The organism is Nocardioides sp. YIM B13467 (assembly GCF_042788075.1).
In the GTDB taxonomy this organism is placed as follows: domain Bacteria; phylum Actinomycetota; class Actinomycetes; order Propionibacteriales; family Nocardioidaceae; genus Nocardioides.
Window position 1 is genome coordinate 458,164 of sequence record NZ_JBHZPJ010000046.1, and the last position, 22,288, is coordinate 480,451.

At 70.7% G+C, this 22,288-nt stretch carries 18 protein-coding genes; 4 read left to right on the forward strand and 14 right to left on the reverse strand.

Going from position 1 to position 22,288, the window contains the following annotated elements; translation table 11 throughout:
- Window positions 1-31: 31 nt before the first annotated feature.
- From ACFX43_RS09490 to ACFX43_RS09505, 4 genes are read right to left on the reverse strand one after another with little or no spacing between them, the layout of a single operon-like run.
- Window positions 32-1,195, reverse strand: coding sequence for an ABC transporter permease (locus ACFX43_RS09490; protein WP_378819892.1), 1,164 nt, complete (start codon window positions 1,193-1,195; stop codon window positions 32-34).
- Window positions 1,192-2,370 carry an ABC transporter permease gene (locus tag ACFX43_RS09495; RefSeq protein ID WP_378819894.1) on the reverse strand — a complete coding sequence of 393 codons (1,179 nt, stop codon included), beginning with the start codon at window positions 2,368-2,370 and terminating at the stop codon, window positions 1,192-1,194. The genes ACFX43_RS09490 and ACFX43_RS09495 overlap by 4 nt, the downstream gene beginning before the upstream one ends.
- Window positions 2,370-3,356 (reverse strand): ATP-binding cassette domain-containing protein, encoded by a 987-nt coding sequence (locus ACFX43_RS09500; protein WP_378819896.1) that lies wholly within the window; start codon window positions 3,354-3,356, stop codon window positions 2,370-2,372. The genes ACFX43_RS09495 and ACFX43_RS09500 overlap by 1 nt, the downstream gene beginning before the upstream one ends.
- Window positions 3,353-4,237 (reverse strand): universal stress protein, encoded by an 885-nt coding sequence (locus tag ACFX43_RS09505; protein WP_378819898.1) that lies wholly within the window; start codon window positions 4,235-4,237, stop codon window positions 3,353-3,355. The genes ACFX43_RS09500 and ACFX43_RS09505 overlap by 4 nt, the downstream gene beginning before the upstream one ends.
- Window positions 4,238-4,488: 251 nt before the next feature.
- Between ACFX43_RS09505 and ACFX43_RS09510 the strand changes: the two genes are divergently transcribed.
- The gene (locus tag ACFX43_RS09510) at window positions 4,489-7,089 is read left to right on the forward strand and encodes a cation-translocating P-type ATPase (RefSeq protein ID WP_378819900.1); all 2,601 of its coding nucleotides are present in this window, start codon (window positions 4,489-4,491) and stop codon (window positions 7,087-7,089) included.
- Here ACFX43_RS09510 and ACFX43_RS09515 read toward each other — a convergent pair.
- From ACFX43_RS09515 to ACFX43_RS09535, 5 genes are read right to left on the reverse strand one after another with little or no spacing between them, the layout of a single operon-like run.
- Window positions 7,082-9,550 carry a cation-translocating P-type ATPase gene (locus ACFX43_RS09515; protein WP_378819902.1) on the reverse strand — a complete coding sequence of 823 codons (2,469 nt, stop codon included), beginning with the start codon at window positions 9,548-9,550 and terminating at the stop codon, window positions 7,082-7,084. The genes ACFX43_RS09510 and ACFX43_RS09515 overlap by 8 nt on opposite strands.
- 5 nt (window positions 9,551-9,555) lie before the next feature.
- Window positions 9,556-10,455 (reverse strand): carbamate kinase, encoded by a 900-nt coding sequence (locus ACFX43_RS09520; protein ID WP_378819904.1) that lies wholly within the window; start codon window positions 10,453-10,455, stop codon window positions 9,556-9,558.
- A gap of 27 nt (window positions 10,456-10,482) precedes the next feature.
- Window positions 10,483-11,523, reverse strand: a complete 1,041-nt coding sequence (argF, locus tag ACFX43_RS09525; protein WP_378819906.1) for an ornithine carbamoyltransferase — start codon at window positions 11,521-11,523, stop codon at window positions 10,483-10,485.
- A complete protein-coding gene (locus ACFX43_RS09530; RefSeq protein WP_378819908.1) occupies window positions 11,520-12,746 on the reverse strand; it encodes an arginine deiminase in 1,227 nt (408 codons plus the stop codon). Before ACFX43_RS09530 ends, argF begins: the two co-directional genes overlap by 4 nt.
- Window positions 12,743-14,101: an amino acid permease gene (locus ACFX43_RS09535; RefSeq protein WP_378819910.1), complete on the reverse strand. Its 1,359-nt coding sequence runs from the start codon at window positions 14,099-14,101 to the stop codon at window positions 12,743-12,745. The genes ACFX43_RS09530 and ACFX43_RS09535 overlap by 4 nt, the downstream gene beginning before the upstream one ends.
- A gap of 359 nt (window positions 14,102-14,460) precedes the next feature.
- Between ACFX43_RS09535 and ACFX43_RS09540 the strand changes: the two genes are divergently transcribed.
- Genes ACFX43_RS09540 through ACFX43_RS09550 form a run of 3 tightly spaced genes read left to right on the forward strand, consistent with a single transcriptional unit; the run spans window position 14,461 to window position 16,196 of the window.
- A complete protein-coding gene (locus tag ACFX43_RS09540) occupies window positions 14,461-15,057 on the forward strand; it encodes an HPP family protein (protein WP_378819912.1) in 597 nt (198 codons plus the stop codon).
- A 7-nt stretch (window positions 15,058-15,064) separates the two neighbouring features.
- Window positions 15,065-15,277 (forward strand): hypothetical protein, encoded by a 213-nt coding sequence (locus tag ACFX43_RS09545; protein WP_378819914.1) that lies wholly within the window; start codon window positions 15,065-15,067, stop codon window positions 15,275-15,277.
- Window positions 15,278-15,281: 4 nt separating this feature from the next.
- Entirely contained in the window at window positions 15,282-16,196 is a 915-nt protein-coding gene (locus ACFX43_RS09550) for a universal stress protein (RefSeq protein ID WP_378819916.1), read from the forward strand.
- A 16-nt stretch (window positions 16,197-16,212) separates the two neighbouring features.
- Here the strand turns inward: ACFX43_RS09550 and ACFX43_RS09555 are convergent, their stop codons facing one another.
- From ACFX43_RS09555 to ACFX43_RS09575, 5 genes are all read right to left on the reverse strand, one after another.
- Window positions 16,213-17,082, reverse strand: a complete 870-nt coding sequence (locus ACFX43_RS09555; RefSeq protein ID WP_378819919.1) for a carbohydrate ABC transporter permease — start codon at window positions 17,080-17,082, stop codon at window positions 16,213-16,215.
- Window positions 17,082-18,047, reverse strand: coding sequence for a carbohydrate ABC transporter permease (locus tag ACFX43_RS09560; protein ID WP_378819922.1), 966 nt, complete (start codon window positions 18,045-18,047; stop codon window positions 17,082-17,084). Before ACFX43_RS09560 ends, ACFX43_RS09555 begins: the two co-directional genes overlap by 1 nt.
- Before the next feature lie 2 nt (window positions 18,048-18,049).
- The gene (locus tag ACFX43_RS09565; protein ID WP_378819924.1) at window positions 18,050-19,417 is read right to left on the reverse strand and encodes an ABC transporter substrate-binding protein; all 1,368 of its coding nucleotides are present in this window, start codon (window positions 19,415-19,417) and stop codon (window positions 18,050-18,052) included.
- A 29-nt stretch (window positions 19,418-19,446) separates the two neighbouring features.
- Entirely contained in the window at window positions 19,447-21,126 is a 1,680-nt protein-coding gene (locus ACFX43_RS09570; protein ID WP_378819926.1) for an alpha-amylase family glycosyl hydrolase, read from the reverse strand.
- A 118-nt stretch (window positions 21,127-21,244) separates the two neighbouring features.
- A complete protein-coding gene (locus tag ACFX43_RS09575) occupies window positions 21,245-22,264 on the reverse strand; it encodes a LacI family DNA-binding transcriptional regulator (protein WP_378819929.1) in 1,020 nt (339 codons plus the stop codon).
- Window positions 22,265-22,288 lie beyond the last annotated feature (24 nt).

Below are 22,288 nucleotides of genomic sequence, written 5' to 3' on the forward strand. Positions count from 1 at the left end.
ACGTTCGGCGGGCCGGATGCGCCCGCTGTCCTCACCCGGCGAGGATCCGGCGGCGGAGCGCCCACGAGCCGAGGACGAAAAGAGCTGCCGCGAACGCGGCCAGCACCCCGAGCTGGGGCAGGACGTCGAGCACCGTCCCGTCATGCCGCACCAGGCTGGCGAAGCCGTCGGCGGCCCAGGCGTGTGGCGTCAGGTGGGCGACGGTGAGCATCGTGGGTGAGAAGAACTCCAGCGGCATCATCGAGCCGCCCAGGGCAGAGATGCCCAGCCCTGCCAGGAGGCCGACCGCGGTCGACTGCTGGACGTTCGTGGCAACGGCTCCGAGCACCATGCCGGCTCCGCCTGCGACCGTCGCGAAAGCCAGCATCAGCAGGGCCGCTGCGGCCGGGTCGCCCCAGGAGACACCGAACAGCACCGCGGCGCCGAGCATGATGACCAGGCCCTGGACGACCGCGATCGCCACGCGCCCGAGGGCCTCCCCAGCCACGATGGTTGCGGCCCTGGTGGGCGTGGCGAACATCCGGCGGGCCACACCGAGCCGCCGGGTCTCGATCAGCGACGCCGCCGACGTCATGGACGTGACGAAGATGAACAGCAGCAGCTGGCTGCTCGCGCCGAGGTCGAAGCGGCCCAGATCCTCGGGGAGCGGTGCGGACCCGACCGTGGAGGTCGCGACGGCGACGTCGGCGACCTGGTCCGCGACCTCGTCCCCACGGACGAGGTTCGCGCCGAACCCGCCACCGAGCTCGTCCTGCAGGGTTCTGACCACCCGGAATCGGCCGGCCTGGTCGTCGACGACGGCTCTGACGATCATCCCGATCTGCTGCGCGCTCCGGTCGGATCTGGAGAGGTACTGCAGCGTGGTGTCGCCTCCGTTCGCGAGCCGGGCGTCGTACGTCCCCGGGATGACGACCGCCGCTTCGAGAGCACCCTCCTCGACCGCCGCGACGGCCTCGGCGCGCGTGTCGACGAGGCGTACGTCGACGCCCTCGGCGTCCTCGAGGGCGGCCACCAGATCGCCGGAGAGCGCGCCGGCAGCCGGTTGCACCACACCGAGCCGAGGCTCGGAACCACCGCCGAACGCCAGGCCGAGCACCGCGATCATCAGCAAGGGGAAGAGCACGAAGAAGAAGGCGTTGGTGCGGTCCCGCAGGAAACGGCGCAGGTTGGTCCACGCGATGGTGATCGCGCTCATGGCGCCACCACCCGCCCGGTCCGCAGCAGCGCGATCCCGATCGTGACCGCGGCCATGGCCAGCAGCACCGCGACCGAGGGGAGCGCCTGGCCGGCGCCGCCACCGCCCGCGAGGTCGCCCAGACCGCCCAGGAACCACGCGTGCGGCGTCACCAGGCTGAGGTTCGCGATCATGCCGCCGGCCTGCCGCACCGGGAAGAACGCGCCGCCGAGCAGGCCCAGCGTCACCGCGACGACAGCCTGCCAGGCCCCCGCCTGCTCAGAGGTTCGCGCCAGCGAGGCGATCACCGAGGTGATGCCGGTCCCGGCCAACACCCCGGCGACGATCAGAAGCGCCACTCCGAGCGGATCGCCCCAGTCGGCGCCGAGCATCACCGAGCTGGCCACCATCAGGACCGTGAGGCTGACGATGCCGAGCACCAGGCTGGTGATCAGCTTCCCGACCAGGATCGCCCACCGTCGTACCGGTGCCGCGAGCAACCGCGCCAGGGTGCCCTCGTCGCGCTCGTCGACCAGCGAGGAGACGCCGAACTGGACGGTGAACAGCAGGAAGAAGACCGCCATCGCGGCCGCGAAGTAGGTTTTCGTGTCCAGCACCCGTGTGGTCGCCGAGACGTCCTCGAGCGCCACCGGCGTGACGCCATGGACGGTCTCCTGCGCGACCCGCTCGATCTCGGCGGGCGTCAGGCCGGGCCGGGACGCCTGGACCGCGGCAACGCTCACCCGAGCTGCGTCCAGGCCGCGGACGTAGGACCGGGCGACCGAGCGCGCCACCACGGTCCCTGTCGGGGAGTCGGCGCTGCCCACCACCCGCAGCTCGGCGGGACGCGGGCTGGCGACGTCCGCGGCGAACCCCGACGGCAGGACGAACGCCGCGTCCAGGTCGCCGTCCCGGACGCCGGCCCGCGCCTGTTCCTCATCGAGCGCGCGCACCTCGGCGACCCCCTGCTCCTGCAACGCGCCGAGGACCTCGTCGGTGAAGGTCCGCGACACTGCGGTGCGGTCCTGGTCGACGACGGCGTACTCGAAGGCGCGCGGCGTGGAAGCGGGCCCGAACAGCAGACTGAAGATGGCGGCCAGCGCGAAGGGCACCACGATCGCGAGCAGGAAGGCGGATCGGTCGCGGACGCGCTGTCGCAGATCCTTGGCCGCGATCAGCAGACTGGCGTGCATCATCAGTCCCGCAGCTTCTTGCCGGTGAGGCGGAGGAAGACGGTCTCCAGATCCGGCTCCTCCACGGTGACCGAGCGCACCGTGCCATGGACGGCGGCCACCTCGATCACCTGCGGCAACGCCGACTCGGCGTCCTGCACGAGCACGTCGACCGCGTCGCCGGTTCCCGACACCCGACTGGCGAGAGGGAGGTCACGCAGGGCTTCGGCCACACGGGTCAGGTCGCCCTCGACGGTGAGCCGGATGTGCTCGGAGTCGCCGAGCTGCGCGGTCAGCTCCCTGGGCGTTCCTTCGGCGACCAGCCGACCGAGATCCATGATGGCGACCCGGTCGCAGAGCCGCTCGGCCTCCTCCATGTAGTGGGTCGTGTAGAGCACCCCCATACCCTCCGTGCTGAGCCGCTCGACGCTGGCCAGGATCGCGTTGCGGCTCTGCGGGTCGACGCCCACCGTGGGTTCGTCGAGCACCAGGAGGCGGGGCCGGTGGATCAGGCCGACCGCGATGTTGAGCCGGCGCTTCATGCCGCCGGAGTACTTCTGGACCCGGTCGCCCGCGCGATCGGTCAGCCCGACGATGTCGAGGACCTCAGCGACGCGGCGGCGGGCTTCGCGACGGCCGATCCGATAGAGCGAGGCGAAGAAGAGCAGATTCTCCCGACCGGTCAGGTCGGGGTAGAGGGCGACGTCTTGAGGGACGTAGCCGATGGCCGCTTTCGCCGCGAGCGCACCCGGATGCATCTCGATGCCGTCGACCAGCATCGAGCCGGAGTCGGCCTCCAGCACGCCCGAGACCATGGAGATGATGGTCGTCTTGCCGGCCCCGTTGGGGCCGAGGAGGCCGTACGTCTCACCGCTGCCGATCCGGAACGAGAAGCCGTCCACCGCCTTGACCGGCCCGAAGGACCGGTGCAGATCGGTGCACCGCAGCACCTCAGGTGTCGTCGGCGGTGCGTTCTCGGCCGCGTGCAGTGGCGAGGTCTCTACGTTCATGGCGCCTCGGGAGCGGGCGGCACCACCTCGACGGGGCAGCTGGACTCCCGCAGCAGTGCGTGCCCGGTGCCGCCCAGGCGCCGCAACGGGAACGCATGCCCACGTCGGCCGATGACCAGCAGGTCGGCCCCCTTCGACTCGTCGGCGATGACCTGGGCGGGCTGCCCCTGGCGGATCTGGATCCAGGCCTCGGTCCCGACCGCGTGCGGCGCCAGGTACCGCGCCCGGTCGAGGGTCTGCATCAGGCGGTGACGGGCATCCGCCTCCCAGGCGACCTGGTCGTGTTCCAGGGTCGTGTCGTAGAAGACCGCCGGCAACTCCCACGCATGCACGAGAACCAGCTCGCCACCACGATCGGCGGCCTCGCCCAACGCGTGGGCGACGAGCTCCGCGGAGGCATCCCGTTCCGCGACGGCGACGACGACCCGGTCGGTTTCCTGGCCGGGAGACCACACCGTCGGAACCACCACGACGGGCACCGGCGCGCGGGAGGCGACCCGGCCGGTCACCGAGCCGGTCACCAGGCGGGACAGCCCGTGGCGACGCTCGTCGCCGAGCACCACCATGCGGGCCTCGGCGGCCGCGTGAACGAGCTCGGCGACAACACCGCCGTCCAGAAGCGTCGTGGTCACGTGATCGGCACCGACGAGGTCGGCGGCCAGCTTCTCCGCCCGGTCCAGAATGGCCTTGCCGGCCTCACGCACCTGATCCGCCAGCCCCTCATAGCCGTACGGGTAGAAGACACCGGTCGCGACCGCGAGGTCGACCACGTGGACGAGCCACAGGTCGGAGCCATCTCGTCGGGCCGCGGCGTAGCGGATCGCCGCTCGGCCACCCTCTCCCCCATCGATGGCGACCAGGATCCGGTTGTGATCGGACATGTGCCCTCCTTGCGAGCTCGGCACGCGCGTCCGGCTCCCGAGTCTCCAATCTCGTCGGGGACGCCGACGTGCGTCAGGGCCTTCGGGCCGCGCGCGGAGGACCTAGGTCCGCGACACCTTCCGTCCGGCACGGCTCGCCCAGGACAGATGGCTCTGTGCCGGAGGACCTATGGACCTGCTGCGGCCCACAGCCGTCGGCGAGAGTCGAGCGCGGAGGGGCCACGAACGTGAGCCCGCGAAGGAGGAGCCCGTTGACCTCGGAGCAGACCGAGCACGACCTCCCCACCGACACGCAGATCGGACTGACCTCCGACGCAGCCGCGGTGCTGCTGGCACGGGTCGGGCCCAACGAGCTCCCACGACCTCCGCGACGCCCGTGGTGGCGGCTGTTGATCTCCCAGGTCACGCACTTCTTCGCGGTACTGCTGTGGGTGGCCGCCGCACTCGCTCTGCTGGCCGGGATGCCGACCCTGGCTGTCGCGATAGTCGTCATCGTCGTGCTCAACGGCCTGTTCGCGTACGCCCAGGAGCACCGCGCCGACCAGGCGGCCCAGAAGCTGGGCACCCTGATGCCGGTCAAGACCCGAGTCGTCCGAGACGGCCGGCTGCAGGAGGTCCCGGCGCCCGAGGTGGTCCCGGGAGATGTCGTCCTGCTCGAGGCCGGCGACCGGGTGCCCGCCGACGGCACGCTCATCCTCAGCGAGGAGGTCACCGCCGACGAGTCGATGCTCACGGGCGAGAGCGTGCCCGTCCGCAAGCCGGCGGGCGCGGTCCTCCGTGCCGCCACGTTCCTGGTCCAGGGCAGCGGACGGGTGCTGGTCACGGCCACCGGTGCGCAGACCGAGGTCGCCTCGGTCGCCGGACTCATCTCCAACGCCCATCGGCCACCGAGCCCGCTGAGCCTCGAGCTGGACCGGCTGGTCAGGATCATCGCCGTCGTCGCGCTGACGGTGGGGGTCGTGCTCGGCGTGGTCTCGCTGCTGCTCGGCGGGACTACTACGGACGCCCTGCTGTTCGCGGTCGGCGTCAGCGTCGCGCTCGTCCCCGAGGGACTGTTGCCGACGGTGACTCTGTCACTCGCCCGCGGCGCGCAGCGGATGGCGGAGAGCAACGCCCTGGTCCGACACCTCGAGGCGGTCGAGACGCTCGGGTCCACCACGTTCATCTGCACCGACAAGACCGGCACGCTCACGCGCAACGAGATGACGGTGATGGAGATCTGGACGCCGCCCGGCCGGGTCGTCCCGCGGGGCGACGGCTACGAGCCCACCGGCACCGTCTCGGGCGATCCGGCGGCCGTCCGCACGGCCGCCGAGGCTGCGGTCGCGGCACGAGCCTGCGTCACCGGGCGCGCCGTCCTCGAGGACGGGGTCTGGCAGCCGTCGGGTGATCCGATGGAGGTCGCCCTCGACGTGCTGGCCGCCCGCTTCGACACCGACGTCACCGACCCGACGATCAGGGTCCCGTTCGTCACCGAGCGGCGATTCAGCGCCGCCGTGGTCGGCGAGCAGAGCTACTTCCTCGGCGCCCCGGAGAGGATCCTGCCCGCGTGCGCGGGGCCGGGAACGGAGGCCACCTCGATCCTTGATGCCTACGCCGACCAGGGACGCCGCGTGGTCGCCGTCGCTCGAGTCGGCGCTCACCTGCCACAGCCCACCACGGCCGAGGAGCTCGCCGCGCTGCTGGACGAGCCGATGGAGCTGCTCGCGCTGCTGGCCATCGAGGACCCGCCGCGTGAGGGCGTCCGCGAGGCGCTGGAGTCCTGCCGCACCGCAGGCATCCGGGTGGCCATGATGACCGGCGACAACGCACGTACCGCCGCAGCCATCGCCACCGAGGTCGGGCTCCTCCGGCCGGGCGGTGTCGTCGTCGAGGGGGAGCGCCTGCCGGCGGACGACGCCGCGCTGGCGAACCTGCTCGACGATCCCCGGGGCGCGGTGGTCGCCCGCGTCACCCCGGCCGACAAGCTCAGGATCGCGAACGCGCTGCGCCTGCACGGCCACGTGGTCGCGATGACCGGTGACGGGGTCAACGACGCCGCGGCGCTGCGCGGCGCGGACGTCGGCGTGGCGATGGGCCTCGGCGGCAGCGACGTGGCTCGTGACGCGGCCGACCTGGTGCTGCTCGACGACCACTTCGCCACCATCGTCAAGGCGATCGAGCTGGGCCGGGCGACCTACGCCAACATCCGCCGCTTCCTGACCTTCCACCTGACCGACAACGTGGCCGAGCTCGCGCCGTTCGCTGTCTGGGCGCTCTCGGGTGGCTCGGTGCCGGCTGCGCTCAGCGTGCTCCAGATCCTCGCGCTGGACATCGGCACCGACATGCTGCCGGCTCTCGCACTCGGGTCGGAGCCGCCCAGCAGACGCACCATGGAAGGGCCGCGGGCGCGGGAGCGGGTGGCCAGCGGCTCGGTGCTGCGGCGCGCGTTCCTGGTGCTCGGGCCCATCGAGGCGGTCGCCGCCGTGACGGCCTTCGTCTGGGTCCTGACGGGCGGAGGCTGGGAGCTGGGCGAGACGCCAGGGGCTGCCTTGCTCGCACGAGCCTCGGGCACGGCGTTCGCGGTGATCGCAGTCGCCCAGGTCGCCAACGCGTTCGCCTGCCGCAGCGAGTCCCGACCCGCATGGCGCGTCGACCCACGGCGCAACCCGCTGGTGCTGATCGCCGTCGCGGTGGAGCTGGTCCTGCTCGCGGCCTTCCTGGGCCTGCCGTGGCTCGCTGACCTGCTCGGCGGCAGCTGGCCGTCCGGCGCCGGATGGCTGTGGGCGCTCGGGGCGGGCATCGCTCTGCTGCTCGGCGACAGGCTGCACAAGGCCCGGCGTGCCGCCCGCCACCGCTCGAGGGCTACCTGACCCGGCGGTGCCGGCCGAGATGCCCGATCAGCCGTCCAGCCGCGATGGCCAGCCCCGGCAGACACGCCAGAGCCAGAAGCACCAGCTGAGTCTGCGGCTCGAGGACCGCGGTCCCCAGCAGTCCCCGGAGAGGGGCGAACCACAGCGCTGCCATCTGCAGCAGCAGCGCGATGGCCACGGCGAGCTCGATGCCCCGTCCTGCCAGACTCCAGCGGCGCCGGGGCGCACGGAGGGCCAGGGCCAGGCCCAGCTGGGCCGCGCCGAGAGTGAGGAACACGGCGGACTGCACATGCCATCCCTGGTTCTGAGCCAACAGGCCGGCCGCAAGGCTGACTGCGGCGATGAGAACCCCGGAGGCGGCGATCTGGCGGACCAGGCCGCCGCCCAACACCGACCGCTCCGGCGACGGTGAGGGATGCCGCATGTCCCGCTGATCGAGCGGCTCACCGCCGAACGCGACACCGGGTACGCCGTGGGTCAGCATGTTGATCCACAGGATCTGTCCGGCGCCCAGCGGGAAGGGGATGCCGAGGAACGGGCCGAGCAGGAGGACGAGGACCTCGGCCAGCCCGCCGGAGAGGCCGTAGCGCAGGAACGTGCGGATGTTGGCGTACACGCGCCGGCCCTCTCCGACTGCCGTCACGAGCGTGCGGAGGTTGTCATCGGCCAGCACGACGTCGGCGGCCTGCCGGGCCACTTCGGTGCCGCGCTTCCCCATCGCCACACCGATGTCAGCACGACGCAGCGCCGGGCCGTCGTTGACCCCGTCGCCGGTCATCGCCACGATGTGCCCCCTTGCCTTCAGCGCCTCGATGATGTCGACCTTCTGCTCCGGCCGAGTCCGGGCATAGACACGGATCCGGTCCACCGCCTCGACGTGCTCACCGCGATCCACTCCCGCACCGTCCATGACCTCGCCGTCGGTCCCCACGGCGAGGATGCCAACCTCTCGGGCGATGGCGCCCGCGGTCGCGGGATGGTCGCCGGTGATCAGGACGGTCCGGATGCCCGCGTCCCGGCAGTCGGCCACCACGGCGGCGGCGTCCGTACGGGGTGGGTCGGCGATGCCGACAAGGCCGACGAGCACTGGAGACTCCGGCCGCTCCTGCGGTGGTCGCCACGACCGTTGGGCCACGGCCAGCACTCGAAACCCCGCTCCTGCCAGGTCCTCGGCGACCGTTGCGTCCCGGCTCCGCCCGGCATCCTCCGGGAGCATGCTCAGCACCACCTCCGGAGCGCCCTTGACCACCTCCAGCATGGTGCCGTCCTCGGCCCGGTCCACCGTCACCATGTGGCGGCTCTGGCTCTCGAACGGCACCTCGTCGACGCGAGTCCACCGATCACGCAGCTCGACCGCCTCGATCCCACGGTCCGCGGCGGCCAGCAGCAGGGCGGCCTCCATCGGCTCGCCGATCAAGGTCCGGTCGGTCTCGGTTCCGGTCAGCCGGGCGTCGTTGCACAGCACCACATCCCTGAGCAGGGTCGACTCCTCGATGACGTCCGGGGTCCAGATCCGCTGCACGCTCATGCGGCCCTCGGTGAGGGTGCCGGTCTTGTCCGAGGCGAGCACCGTCACCGACCCGAGCGTCTCGACCGCAGGCAACCAGCGCACGATGGCTGACTGCTTCGCCATCCGGTGGGCACCCAGCGCCAGCGCGACGGAGACCACGGCGGGCAGCGACTCGGGGATGGCCGCGACCGCAAGGCTGACCGCGAGGATCAACGAGTCCCCGAACGGGACGCCACGAGCCACGGACAGCGCCAGGACGAGGAATGAGATCGCGGCTGTCGCCATCACCAGCTGCCGCGAGAGCCGCCGCAGCCGAGCCTGGAGCGGTGTCTGTTCGGTTCTCGTGGCGGCGATCAGTGCCGCTATCCGGCCGAGGCCGCTCTCGGCACCCGTCCGCACCACGACGCCCCAGCCTCGCCCCTTGGTGACCACGGTCCCGGAGAGCAGCTCTTCACCGACCGTACGTCCCACGGGCACGGACTCGCCGGTCATCGACGACTCATCGACCTCGAGCCCCACCGCCTCATCAGCCACCAGGTCGGCCGGGACGACGTCGCCTGCCTCGAGGCGGACGACGTCGCCGCGCACCAGGCCCATCGCCTCGATGTCGCTCACCCGGCCGTCCCGGAGAACGTGGGCCCGCGGGGCGGCCATCCGGCCCAGTGCCGCCATGGCCTGCTCGGCCCGCCGTTCCTGCACCACCCCGATGGAGGTGTTGACCAACACCACGATCGCGATGATGCTCGCGTCCGGCACGTCCCCGAGGGCGAGCACCACGACGAACGCGGCGCCGAGCAGCAGGATCATCGGGTCCCGCAGCTGCGCGAGCACCCGGGCGACCAGGGTGGTGGGCGCAGCCGCCGGCACCGCGTTGGGACCATCGTCCGTCAGCCGGCGCAATGCCTCCGCGTCGCTCAGCCCGCCTGACTCCAACCGTGAGCCCGTCGGCACCGGCCTCATCTCCTCACCTGGGTGCCCGATGTGCCCGCGAGCACACCGTTGACCTCTTCGAGAGAGCCGATCGCCGAGCGTCGGCCGGTCCGTCGGGTGAAGGCCGAGACGGCCTCCACCTTCGGGCCCATCGATCCAGCGGGGAACCACATCGAGGACAGCTCGGCGACGCTCACCTCCCGCAGCACCTTCTCGGCGGGACCGCCGAAGTCCCGGATCACGCCCTCCACGTCGGTGAGGACGAGGAGCAGGTCGGCGCCGAGCCGCTCCGCGGCGAGAGCAGCCGCCCGGTCCTTGTCGACCACCGCGTCGATGCTCTCGTACCTTCCGTCTCGGTCCACGACCGGCACTCCCCCACCGCCGGCGAGCACGACGGTCACGCCCGCATCGAGGAGCCGCTCGGCCACGGGGAGCTCGATGATGTCACCAGGAAGCGGGGACGCGACGACGCGTCGCCAGCCACCGCTGTCGGCCTGAACGGTCCAGCCGTATCTGTCCGCGAGGCGACGTGCCGACAGCTCGTCGTAGACCTGGCCGATGAACTTGGTCGGCACCTGGAACGCCCCGTCCTCCGGGTCCACGACGGTCTGGCTGACGAGCGTCACCACCTCGCCGGCCGCCTCGGCGACGAGCGCCTGCTGGAGCCAGAGCCCGATGAGGCCCTGGGACTCCGCGACCAGGTCGGCCAGCGGATAGGGCTCCGAGAGGCTGGGGTCCGAACCGCTCTCGAGTGCCAGCAGACCGACCTGAGGGCCGTTGCCATGGACCACGACGACCTGGTGCTCGCGGGCGATACCCGCCAGCGCGGCCGCAGCCGCTGCCACGTGTCGGCGCTGAGGTGCCGCGTCCGGCCGCTCACCACGCCGTAGCAGGGCATTGCCGCCGATGGCGACGACGATCCTCATCTGATTCTCCTCCTCGGTCGGCTGGACTCAGCCGGCCAGTGTTGCGACGAGCACGGCCTTGATGGTGTGCAGACGGTTCTCCGCCTGGTCGAAGACGATCGATCGCTCCGACTCGAACACCTCCGGGGTGACCTCGAACGACGTACGACCGGTCCGGCTCGCCAGCTGATGACCGAGCTCGGTGTCGGTGCCGTGCAGGGCGGGCAGACAGTGCATGAACCTCACCTCCGGGTTGCCGGTGAGCTCGAGCAGGGCGTCGTCGACGGCGTACGGCGCCAGGAGCGCGACCCGCCGATCCCACATCTCCGTCGGCTCACCCATGGACACCCACACGTCGGTGTAGACGAAGTCGGCACCGGTGAGCCCTCGATGAGGGTCGCCGGTCACCTCCAGACGCGCCCCCGTGGCCTCCGCGATCTGCTGGGCCCGGCGCACTGCGTCGTGGTCCGGGGTCAGCTCAGCCGGAGAGACCAGGCGTACGTCCATACCCATCATGGCACCGGCGACGAGGAGCGAACGGGCGACGTTGTTCCTCGCGTCGCCGACGTAGGCGATCGCGATCTGCTCGGCAGGTTTCGCCGAGTGCTCCAGCATGGTGAGCACGTCGCACAGCGACTGGGTCGGATGCCAGGCATCGGTCAGGCCGTTCCATACAGGCACGTCGGCGTACGCCGCGAGCGTCTCCACGATGGCCTGGTCCGAGCCGCGGTACTCGATGCCGTCGTAGAGCCGGCTGAGCACCCGCGCGGTGTCCGCGACCGACTCCTTGTGGCCGAGGTGCGAGCTCGCCGGGTCGAGGTAGGTCACGTGCGCCCCCTCGTCGTAAGCGGCGACCTCGAACGCGCACCGGGTGCGGGTGGAGGCCTTCTCGAAGAGCAGGGCGATCGAGCGTCCCGCGAGGCGCGGGGTCCGGTCGGACCGGCGACGCTCCGCCTTGAGATCGGCGGCGAGGTCGACCAGCGCCCGCCACTCCTCGACGCTCAGGTCGATCTCCTTGAGGAAGTCGCGGCCGGCCAGCGAACGGAGGGCACCGGGTGCGCGGCGGGTTCCGGATCCGAGCAGCGTCATGACGGCACCTCCTCTCGCTCGATCGGGCAGGTCATGCACCGAGGACCCCCGCGGCCACGGCCCAGCTCCTCGCCGACGATGGGCACCACTTCCACGCCCTGGTCGGCAAGATAGGCGTTCGTGGTCGTGTTCCGCTCGTAGCCCACGACGACCCCGGGAGCGAGGGCGAGGAAGTTGTTCCCGTCGTCCCACTGCTCACGCTCGGCGCCCAGCCGGTCGATCGGCGCCCGCAGCACCCGCACCCGATCGAGGCCGAGGACGTCGGCGAGGGTGGGGAACAGCGCGCCGTTCTCCTCGAGCTTGAACTCGCCTCCCGCACCCACGCGGTACAGCGAGTAGGAGCGCAGCTCGTCGGGCAGGTAGGGGTAGACCGAGAACGCGTCGGCGTCGACCATCGTCATGGCGGTGTCGAGGTGCATGAACGCCCGCTCCCGAGGGAGCTCCACCACGATCACGGTGTCGACGGTGCCGCGCCGGAACAGCGCGCGGGCGAGGTTCTCGACCCCCTGCGGTGTGGACCGCTCCCCCATCCCGACCATCACGGCCCGGTTGCCGATCACGGTGACATCGCCGCCCTCCAGGGTGGCGCCGCCGTGGTCGAGGCTGTCGTGGCCGTACAGGTAGGGCACGTGGCCCCGGAACATCGGGTGGAAGTCGTAGACGACCTTCGAGTTGATCGTCTCGCGCCGCCGGGCCGGCTTCGCCATCGGGTTGAGCGAGACGGCGTCGTAGACCCACGCCACGTTGTCCCGCTGGAAGAGGTGGTTCGGCAGCGGGTCCAGCAGGAAGTCGTCGTCGCGGAGGTACTCCATCAGCAGGCTGCTGGCGTGCACGCGGTTGACTACATCGGACTTGAGGACGCCGCCGATCAGGTGAGAGGCCAGCTCGGCCGCCGGGGTCGCGGCCACCAGGTCGTCGAGCGGCCCGTCCAGCGCCGGACCGAACCGGTGGGCGGTGGAGAGCTCCTCCTGTAGGAGCTCTCGGGCACCTGGCTGGTCGAGGGCCTCGGCCAGCAGGTCTGCGAAGTGGTGGACGACGACCCCGTGGCTCTCGAGCGCGGCGACGAAGGCGTCGTGCTCGACCCGCGCCCGCTCGGCCCACAGCACGTCGTCGAAGAGCAGCCGCTCGATGTTGCCCGGCGTCAGCCGGCCCAGCTCGAGGCCGGGGCGGTGCACGACCGCCTGGCGCAGGCGGCCGACCTCGGAGTCGACATGGAACGTCACGACGCGCTCCCGTCGACCGACGAGGAAGCCTCGAGCTTGCGTCGCTGGGCGAGGTAGACGGGCACGCCGAGGATCGCGGCGACACCGGTCATGAGGAACGGGCCCCACACCACGTACCAGGTGTTGCCGGTGTTGCGGGAGTAGTAGACGAACGCGACGGACATGGCCAGCGCGACCACCGCGACCGACAGGTCGAGGATCAGGTGGGGCGTCGGACCGCGCCGGTGGTCCTGCCAACGCCACTTGAGCTGAGCCAGGGCGGAGAAGGCGTACGGGATGGCTGCGGTGATGCCGGTCATCAGCACCAAGGTGGTGAACACGGTGGCCCCGTCGGAGCCCAGGTAGCTCACCACGACCGCGGCCGAGGCCAGCGCCGTGGAGGCGACGATGCCGACGGCGGGCACCCCGCGCCGTGAGACCCGTCCGAAGAACCGCGGGAACAGACCCTCCTTCGCTGCCGCGTGAGGCATCTCCGCGCAGATCATCGTCCACCCGTTGAGGGCACCGATTCCGGAGATGATCACCGCCACGGCGACGATGTTGCCCGCCGCGCTGCCGCCGAAGATGTCGTTCGCGGCCGCGGAGTAGGAGGCCTGGTTGGCGTCCTGGGCCAGCTGCGACGCCGGCAGGATGCCGAAGACCGCGACCATCGAGAGCACGTAGACCGCCGCGCTGCCGACCGTCCCCAGGACGGTCGCCCGCGGCACGTTCCGGCCTGGGTCGCGCACCTTCGCGGCAGCGACCGAGGCAGTCTCGAGACCGAGGTAGCTGAACAGGCAGATCGCCATCGCACCGCCGATCGCCGACATGCTTGACTCACCGCTGGTGTTCCACGGCGTGAAGTTGCCACCCTCGATGAAGAAGAGCCCAGCGGTCGCCATCAGTGCCAGCGGGACGAACTTCAGCACCGTCGTCCACAGCTGGAAGACGCCCATGAAGCGTACGCCGGTCAGGTTGATCGCCGCCGGGATCCACAGACCCGTCAGTGCGATCGCGATCGACCAACCGGTCGCACCACCCTTGTTGAGGAAGGTCTCCACGTAGAAGACCCAGCCGACCGCGATGGCGGCGTTGCCCGCCCAGGCGGTGATCCAGTAGAGCCAGGCCTGGCTGAAGCCCCAGCCGTTGCCGAACGCGGCCCGCGCATAGGCGTACGGGCCTCCGCCTGCCGGCATCCGTCGGGAGAGGACGGCGAACATGAGCGCCAGGGCGACGGCGCCGACGGTCGCAACGCCCATCGCGACGAGGCTGATCGGGCCGTAGGACGCGACGGCGTACGGCAGGCTGAAGATGCCGACGCCGATGATGGAGCCCATCACCAAGGCGGTCGCCTGCGGAAGCCGGAGCTGACCCACGGCCTCCCCATCGGCTTCCGGTCGTCTGGGGGATCTGGGCGGAGGCGACACTTTGCCGGCGCCGAGGCCCCGCGGTTCGCGCTGGAACCGGGATCGGTCGAGAAGGGACATGGTGCTCTCCTGGGTCGAGGATGTGGACGGGTCCAGCCCACTCCGATCGCGATCTCCGCAGGAGTGCCGCCCGGTCCGGACCGCGAAGTCGTTCGTCCGTCGGGAACGATGACGAAGGTCCTGCGGACGGCCGAAGGTCTCCCCGGCTCGGGACCTTGCGCTCATGACCGACCTTCCCGGCCGGACGAGGCTGGCCCCATGAAAAACCAGCACTCGCACCGGGAATGACCATGCTTGTTCGAGAGATCATGACCCAGTCACCGGTCACCGTACGGAGAGGCACCCCCGTCAAGGAGGCGCTCGCCCTGCTCCGTGACCACCACATCACCGCCCTCCCGGTGGTGACCTCCGCCGGCCGCGTCTGTGGCGTCGTCGCCGAGATCGACCTGATCCGCGACCGTGTCCTGCAGGACCCTCGCGCGCACGTGCTCCCGCCCAAACCGGTCATCGATCGGCCCGCGGCGCACGTCCAGGACGTGATGAATCCGGTGACGATCGCCGTGCGAGCCAGCGCAGAGGTCGCCGTGGCGGTCGACATCATGGCCGACCGGTCGTTGAAGAGCCTCCCGGTCCTCGATGACAACGACGTTCTGGTCGGGATGATCAGCCGCAGCGACGTGGCCAGCGCCCTGGCCCGCGACGACGACACGATGGTCCGGGACCTGACGGCGCTCGTCACCGAGCTCGGTCACCCCGACTGGGTCGTCGACGTCGCCGACGGAGGTGCCGTGATCTTCGGACCGGCGACACCCAAGGAGCGCGCCCTGGCCGAGTCCGCCGCAGCGACCGTCCCGGGAGTCACCCGGATACGTACCGACTCGCAGCAACCGCACACCGAGGAGTGATCCCATCATGAAACGCATCCTGATCCCAGCAGCAGCGGCAGCAATCGCCACCGTGGCTCTCGTCGTCCCCGCATCGGCAGCACCCGGTGACGGGCAGGAGTTCGGACACCACGTCGTCCACTGTGCTCAGGCCGTCGGCTTCGACGGCACCCATGACCCGGGCATGCACCAGGGTTTCCGCGGCTTCACCGCCGACCACATGTGCATGATGGCGGGCTGACCAGATGACCGCTGACACCACACCCGCTCCCATCGTCGTCGGCATCCTCGATCCCGAGGTCGAGACGGCACTCCTGGAGTACGCCGGACGGCTGGCCGCGACCAGCGGGCACCCGCTACGTCTGGTGCATGTCTTCCAGGCGAACGTCCTGTTCGGAGATCCCGTCCTCGGCCTCCCCGGCGCGATGCAGCCGCAGTCGATGATCATCGATGACTCAGCGGTCGGGCGGATGGCCGAAGAGCTGCTCAGGGAGGCCACCGCGATCGCCCGGGACGTCGTCGCCGGAGCCGTCGATGTCTCCGGTGAGCTGTTGCGCGGCCACGCGGCCCACGTCCTGATCGAGGAATCGGAGGAAGCACACCGAGTCGTGATCCAGCGCCGCGGGTTCTCTCGCATCCACCGGGTCTTCACCGGATCGATCTCCTCCCGGGTCGCGGCGCACGCCCACTGCCCGGTCACCGTGGTCCCCGAAGGCTGGTCCGCCGAGGGCCGAACCGGCGTCGTCGTCGGCGTCAGTGACGACAAGAGCGACGCTCAGGTGCTGGGTCACGCCCTCGAGGAGGCGACCCGGCTGGGAGAGCCGATCACCTTGCTCCACGGTCTCGACCTCATGGCCCTCCACGGGGACCTGGCCGACCACGCCACCACCCGCGACTGGACCGCGCGTGGCGAGCAATATCTGGCGGACCTCGTCGAGAAGGCCCGCGACCAGGCCCCGGAGCATCCTCAGACCCCACTCGCGACCCGGGTCTTCGCGGAACCACCGGCCGACGCCTTGGTCACCGCGAGCGAGGAAGCCCGCCTCGTCGTCGTGGGACGAGCCTCGCATCTCAACGCGTTCCCACACCTGGGCGGAGTGACCCGCGCACTGCTTCGCGAGGCGGGCTGCCCGGTCGAGGTCCTTCCGCTGCCGAACTGACCGGCCATCGCCGCCGCTAGCCCTTCACCGCCCCTTCCAGACCCTCGCTGCGCAGGAAGAGTCGTTGGAAGAGTAGGAAGAAGAGGATCGGCAGCGCGGCGGAGATCGCCATCGCGGCGAGCAGGACCGAGAGGTCAGTGGTCGGCGCGATGGAGGGCAGCCTGACCGCGATGGGCTGCTTGGCCGGGTCGGGCAGCACGATCAGCGGCCAGATGAAGTCCTTCCACGCGGCGAGCACGGCGAAGACCGACACCACGCCGAGCACCGGTCGTGACATCGGCAGGACCACCGACCAGAAGAGCCGGTACGCCCCGGCGCCGTCGATCCGCGCGGCATCCAGGATCTCGCGGGGCAGGCTGTCGAAGAACCGCTTCATGATCACCACGTTGAACGCCGAGGCGCCCGCGGGCAGGAACGCTCCGGCGTACGTCCCGACCAGCGACCAGTGCACGACCGGCAGGCTCAGCACGGTGAGGTAGAGCGGGACGAGCAGCAGCACGATCGGCACGAACATGGTGGCGAGCACGGCTCCGTAGATGACCCGCCCGAACCGCGGCCGCAGCACCGAGAGCGCATAGCCCGCGGTCGTGGCGACCACCACCTGCACGGCCCAGGATCCGGCTGCGATGACCACGGTGTTGACCAGGTAGGCCGACAGGCCCAGCTCGGTCCACGCCTGCGACAGGATCGAGAGGTCCGGCCCGTTCGGCCACAGCGAGATCGGCGAGCGCAGCGTGTCCTGGGTGGGCGTGACCGCCGACTTCGCCAGCCACAGCAACGGCCCCAGGCAGACCACCACCAGCGCCAGCAGCATCGCCGCCTGCACGCCGCGAAGACCCCAGCGCACCGACGTACGCCGCCGGTCGAGGGCAGACACGAAGCTCATCAGTCGCTCCATCCGCGAGTGAGCCGGAAGTAGGCCCACGACAGCAGCGCCAGCCCGACCGCCATCATCAGGCTCAGCGCGGTCGCCGGGCCGTAGTCGCCGCCGCCGGTGGTGCTGCCGAAGGCGTACTCGTAGATCAGGAGCAACAGCGTCAAGGACGCGTGCGAGGGCCCGCCGCCGGTGAACAGGTAGGGCTCCAGGAAGACCTGGGCGGTGCCGATGATCTGCAGGATCAAGGTGATCAGCAGCACCGGGCGCAGGTGCGGGAGGGTGACGTGCCAGACCTTGCCGAGCACGCCCGCTCCGTCGGCCGAGGCGGCGTCGTAGAGCTCCTGCGGAACCGTGGTCAGCGCCGCGAGATAGATGATCACCGTGCCGCCTGCCGCGGCCCAGGTCGCCTCCATCACCAGCGAGGGCAGCACCCAGTCGGCCGACTCCAGCCACGGCACCGGCCCCAGCCCGACCCAGCCCAGGATCGTGTTGAACACTCCCCCGGACCCGGCGTCGTAGAAGGTCTTCCACAGCAGCACCGCAACCGCGGGCGGCACCACCACCGGCAGATAGGCGAGGCAGGCGTACAGCCCTCGCAGTCTGCGCAACGAGCTGAACACCACCGCCATCACCAGCGGGATCGGATAGCCGAAGACGAACGCGATCGCCGCGAAGACGGCGGTGTTGCGCAGCGCCACCGGCAGCAGCGGGTCGGTGAGCACGGTGCGGAAGTTGTCCAGGCCCACCCACTCCGCTGACCCGACGAGGTTGGTCTCCTGCAGGCTCATCACCACGGTCCGGGCGATCGGCCACCACGAGAACAGCCCGAAGACGAGGAGCATCGGCAGCAGGAAGACCAGGGTCGCCGCGCCGCCGCGCCACCAGCTGGCGACCCCGGAGACGAGGGACGTACGCCGGCGAGCCGGCCCTCTCACGAGGGCCGGCCCACCCACCCGGGACATGTCAGCGACCACGCTCAGCCCTTGTCCAGGATCTGCTGCACCGAGGCGTCGGCATCCTTCAGCAGCTCGGGGATGTCGGCGTTCTCGTCGCTGAGCACCTTCTGCACGACCGGGTCGAGCGCGCCGTACACGGCCTGAGTCTGCGCGGGCGGCTCGGCGACCAGCGTGAGGTCGAACATCTTCGAGGTGTAGCCGGTCATCTGCTCCAGCGGCACGTTGACGTAGTCCTTCACCCAGCTCTGGTAGGTGGTGTACGACTCCTCGTCGAAGATCGGGAAGGTCGGCGTCCCCACGGGCTGCTCGGCCGCGGTCTGGGTCTTCGCGTCGGCGACCGCCGCGGACTCGTCGGTGTACTTGCGGACCCGGAAGAAGTCCGCCCAGGCCACGGCGGCCTCGGCCTCGGCGTCGCTCGCCTTGGCGCTGACGACGTTGACCGAGCCACCACCGAGCGCGCCGGCGTCGGCCGAGTCCCCCATCGGGACCGCGGTGAGCCCGTACGACTTCGGGTCGATCGCCGCGGTGGTGACGAGGGAGTTGTAGACGTCCGAGCCGCTGATGTACATGGCGACCTTCCCCGCCGCGAACGCCTGGTTGATGCTGTTCCAGTCGTAGGCGGTGCTGCCGGAGAAGGACTTGTCGGTCCAGCGCATGTCGTGCAGCAGCTGCAGCGCCTCCTCGGTCTGCGGGTTGTCGACGGTCGCGGTGAACGTGTCACCGTCCTGCGTCTCCATCCGGCCGCCGAGGGCGTAGGTCAGTGTCGTGAGGATCCAGCCACCGGTGTTGCCCGTGGTCATCTCGGCATACCCGGTGGCGCCGGTCCGGTCGTTGATCTGCTTGGCGGCCGCACGCAGCTCCTCCCACGTGGTCGGCGGCTTGTCGGGGTCGAGACCGGCCTTCGTGAACAGGTCGCGGTTGTAGTGGAGCGCGTTGGCGTAGACGTCGGAGGGCAGCCCGTAGACCTTCCCGTCGGTGCCCTGCGCCGCGGCCAGCACCGTCGGGTTGAGCTTGTCGAAGTAGGGCAGCTCGCGGACCTCGGCGTCGACGTCGGCGACCTGCTTGCGCTCGACGAGGCCCTTGGTGTCGGTGAACGGCACCCGGAACGAGATCGGCAGCGTCCCGCCGGCGAGCTGGGCGGGGAACGTCTGCGCGTTCCACTGCCACTCCACCGGCTTCACGGTGATGTCGGGATGCTCCTTGTTGAAGGCCGCCGCCTGCGCCTTGACGGCGTCGATCGTGGCCTGCTTGTCGCCGGGGCGCCAGCCCTCGACGGTGATGGTGACGCCGTCGCCGTCGTCCGACGTCTCGCCGCAAGCGGTGAGCGAGCCGAGCACGACAGCCGCGACCGCGGCGAGCGCGACGCTGCGCAACCGAGTGGTTCTCATGGTCTGTCTCCTGGATGTTGTGGTGGGTCTCAGGTCGTGGGCCGCAGCCAGACCGCGGCATCGGGAACGAGCCGGCCCGCATCGAGCGGCGAGCTGGCGAGCCAGACGTGGTCGCTGCTCGGCAGCTCCACAGGGGTGTCGGTCAGGTTGACCACGCAGGCGAAGTGGGTGCCGCGGCGGAAGGCGAGGATCCCGGGGGCGGTGTCGATCCAGCTGAAGTCGCCGGTGACGAGGTCGGGGTGCGTACGCCTGATCAGCAGCGCCATCCGGTGCAGCGAGAGCATCGAGCGCGGGTCGGCAGACTGCGCCTGCGCCGTCAGCCCCGCCCAGCCCTCGGGCTGGGGCAGCCAGGTCTTCACGCCCGGCGGGCTGAAACCGTACGGCGGCCGGTCGCCGCTCCACGGCAGCGGCACCCGGCAGCCGTCCCGGCCGGGGTCGATCCCTCCGCTGCGGAAATGCATCGGGTCCTGGATTCGGTCCGGCGGGATCTCGGCCTCGTCCAGGCCCAGCTCGTCACCCTGGTAGAGGTAGTACGCCCCGGGCAGCCCCATCGCCAGCATCGCCGCCGCCCGCGCCCGCCGCTCGCCGAGGGCCCGGTCGGTCGGGGTGCCGAAGCGCTTGGTCTCGAACGAGAACGCGGTGTCCGCGCGGCCGTAGCGGGTCACCGGCCTGGTGACGTCGTGGTTGGAGAGCACCCAGGTGGCAGGCGCATCCGCCTCGCCGTGCACGCGCAGCGTCGTCTCGATGGAGGTACGCAGCGCCTCGGCCTCCCACGGCGCGGTCATGAAGTCGAAGTTGAACGCCGCGTGCAGGACGTCGGGGCGCAGGTAGCGGATGAACCTGGCGGTGTCGGGGAGCCAGACCTCGCCGATCAGGGCCCGGTCGGTGCCGTACTCCTGCGCGATCCGCCGCCAGCCACGGTAGATCTCCTGGAGCTCCTCGCGGTCGACGTACGGGTGCTCGCCCGGTCGCGGGTCGGCGGGGACGTCGGGGAGGGCCGGGTCCTTGGCGAGCAGGGCGGCGGAGTCGATCCGGATCCCGGCGACCGCCCGGTCGAACCAGAACCGCAGGATCTCCTCGTGCTCACGGCGTACGTCCTCGTGCTGCCAGTTGAGGTCGGGCTGCTCGGCGGAGAAGAGGTGCAGGTACCACTGCTCGGGAACGCCGTCGGGCGTCGTCAGCCGCGTCCATGGCGTGCCACCGAACTCCGAGGTCCAGTCGTTGGGCGGCAGCTCGCCATCAGTGCCGCGGCCGTCTCGGAACCAGAACCGCTCCCGTTCAGGTGCGCCGGGCCCGGCAGCGACCGCGGCCCGGAACCATCGGTGCTGGTCGGAGACGTGGTTGGGGACGATGTCGATGATCGTGCGGATGCCGAGCTCGAGGGCATCCTGGATCAACGCCTCCGCCTCGGCGAGGTCGCCGAAGATCGGGTCGATCGCGCGGTAGTCGGCGACGTCGTAGCCCCCGTCGGCCATCGGCGAGGGGAACCACGGCGTGAACCAGATCGCGTCCACCCCGAGATCGCGCAGGTAGGTCAGACGCGCCCGAACGCCGGCCAGGTCACCGGTGCCGTCGCCGTTGGCGTCGGCGAAACTGCGCGGGTAGATCTGGTAGATCGCCGCGGAGCGCCACCAGTCGGCGGGGCGCTCGGTGAAGGCCGGCAGCGCCACCGGTGCCGGCTCGCTCCGTCGAGGTTCCGTGGCGGTCACGGGCACTCCGTTCTCAGCAACTCACACGGTCATGTGACAGCCGTCACCTTGACGGCGTGCAGCGACCGTAGAGGCAGCCACAGAAGGTGCGCAAGAACTTGACAGAGCGTAATTAATTTCAGGACTTTGCGCGCTGACTTGCGGGTCCGGTCGAGCGCCGGACCACCAGCTCGCCCTCGAAGAGCAGCTCGTCGACCGGCCCGAGCGTGCCGTCGATCTGGCTCACCAGGAAGTCGACCGCCGCCCGGCCCATCGCCTCGATCGGCTGCCGGATCGTGGTGAGCGGCGGGTCGGCGAAGGCCATGAACGCCGAGTCGTCGAAGCCGATCACCGACACGTCAGCAGGTGTCGAGAGCCGGGCTCGGCGAACCGCCCTGACCGCACCCAGCGCGAGCGGGTCGCTGGCGCACACGATGCCGGTCGCACCCTGCTCGACCAGCCGCGCCGCGGAGGCCTGTCCGCTCTGGAGGGAGTAGAGGCTGCGTACGACCATGTCCTCGTCGAACGACACGCCGGTCCGGTCGCAGACGGCACGGAAGGCGGCCAGCTTGCGCTCGGAGGGAACGTGGTCGCGCGGGCCCAGGACCAGCCCGATCCGCTCGTGCCCGAGCGAGATCAGGTGCTCGGCAGCCTGCTCCATCGCATCGGCGTCGTCGCAGACCACCCGAGGAAAAGGCAGGTCGTCGATGGCCGCGTTGATCAGCACGACAGGAAGGTTGCGGCCGGCCAGACGGTCATAGTGGGCATGGTCCGCGTCCCGCTGTGCGTAGGCGCCGCCGGCGAAGACGACGCCGGCCACCTGCTGCTCCAGGAGCAGGTCGACGTACTCGGACTCGGTCACCCCGCCTGCGGTCTGCGTGCACAGGACCGGGGTCAGACCCTGCTGGGCGAGATGGGCGCCGAGGACCTCGGCGAGTGCCGGGAAGATCGGGTTCTGCAGCTCGGGCAGGACCAGGCCCACCAGCCTGGCCCGCTCGCCGCGAAGCTTCACCGGGCGCTCGTAGCCGAGCACGTCGAGCGCGGTCAGCACCCGCTCGCGGGTCGCCGCCGAGACCCCCGGCTTGCCGTTGAGCACCCGGCTCACCGTCGCCTCGGAGACCTTGGCGCGGGCGGCTGCGTCGGCAAGACGTCTACTCATGAACGCAAGAATATAACTGCTTTA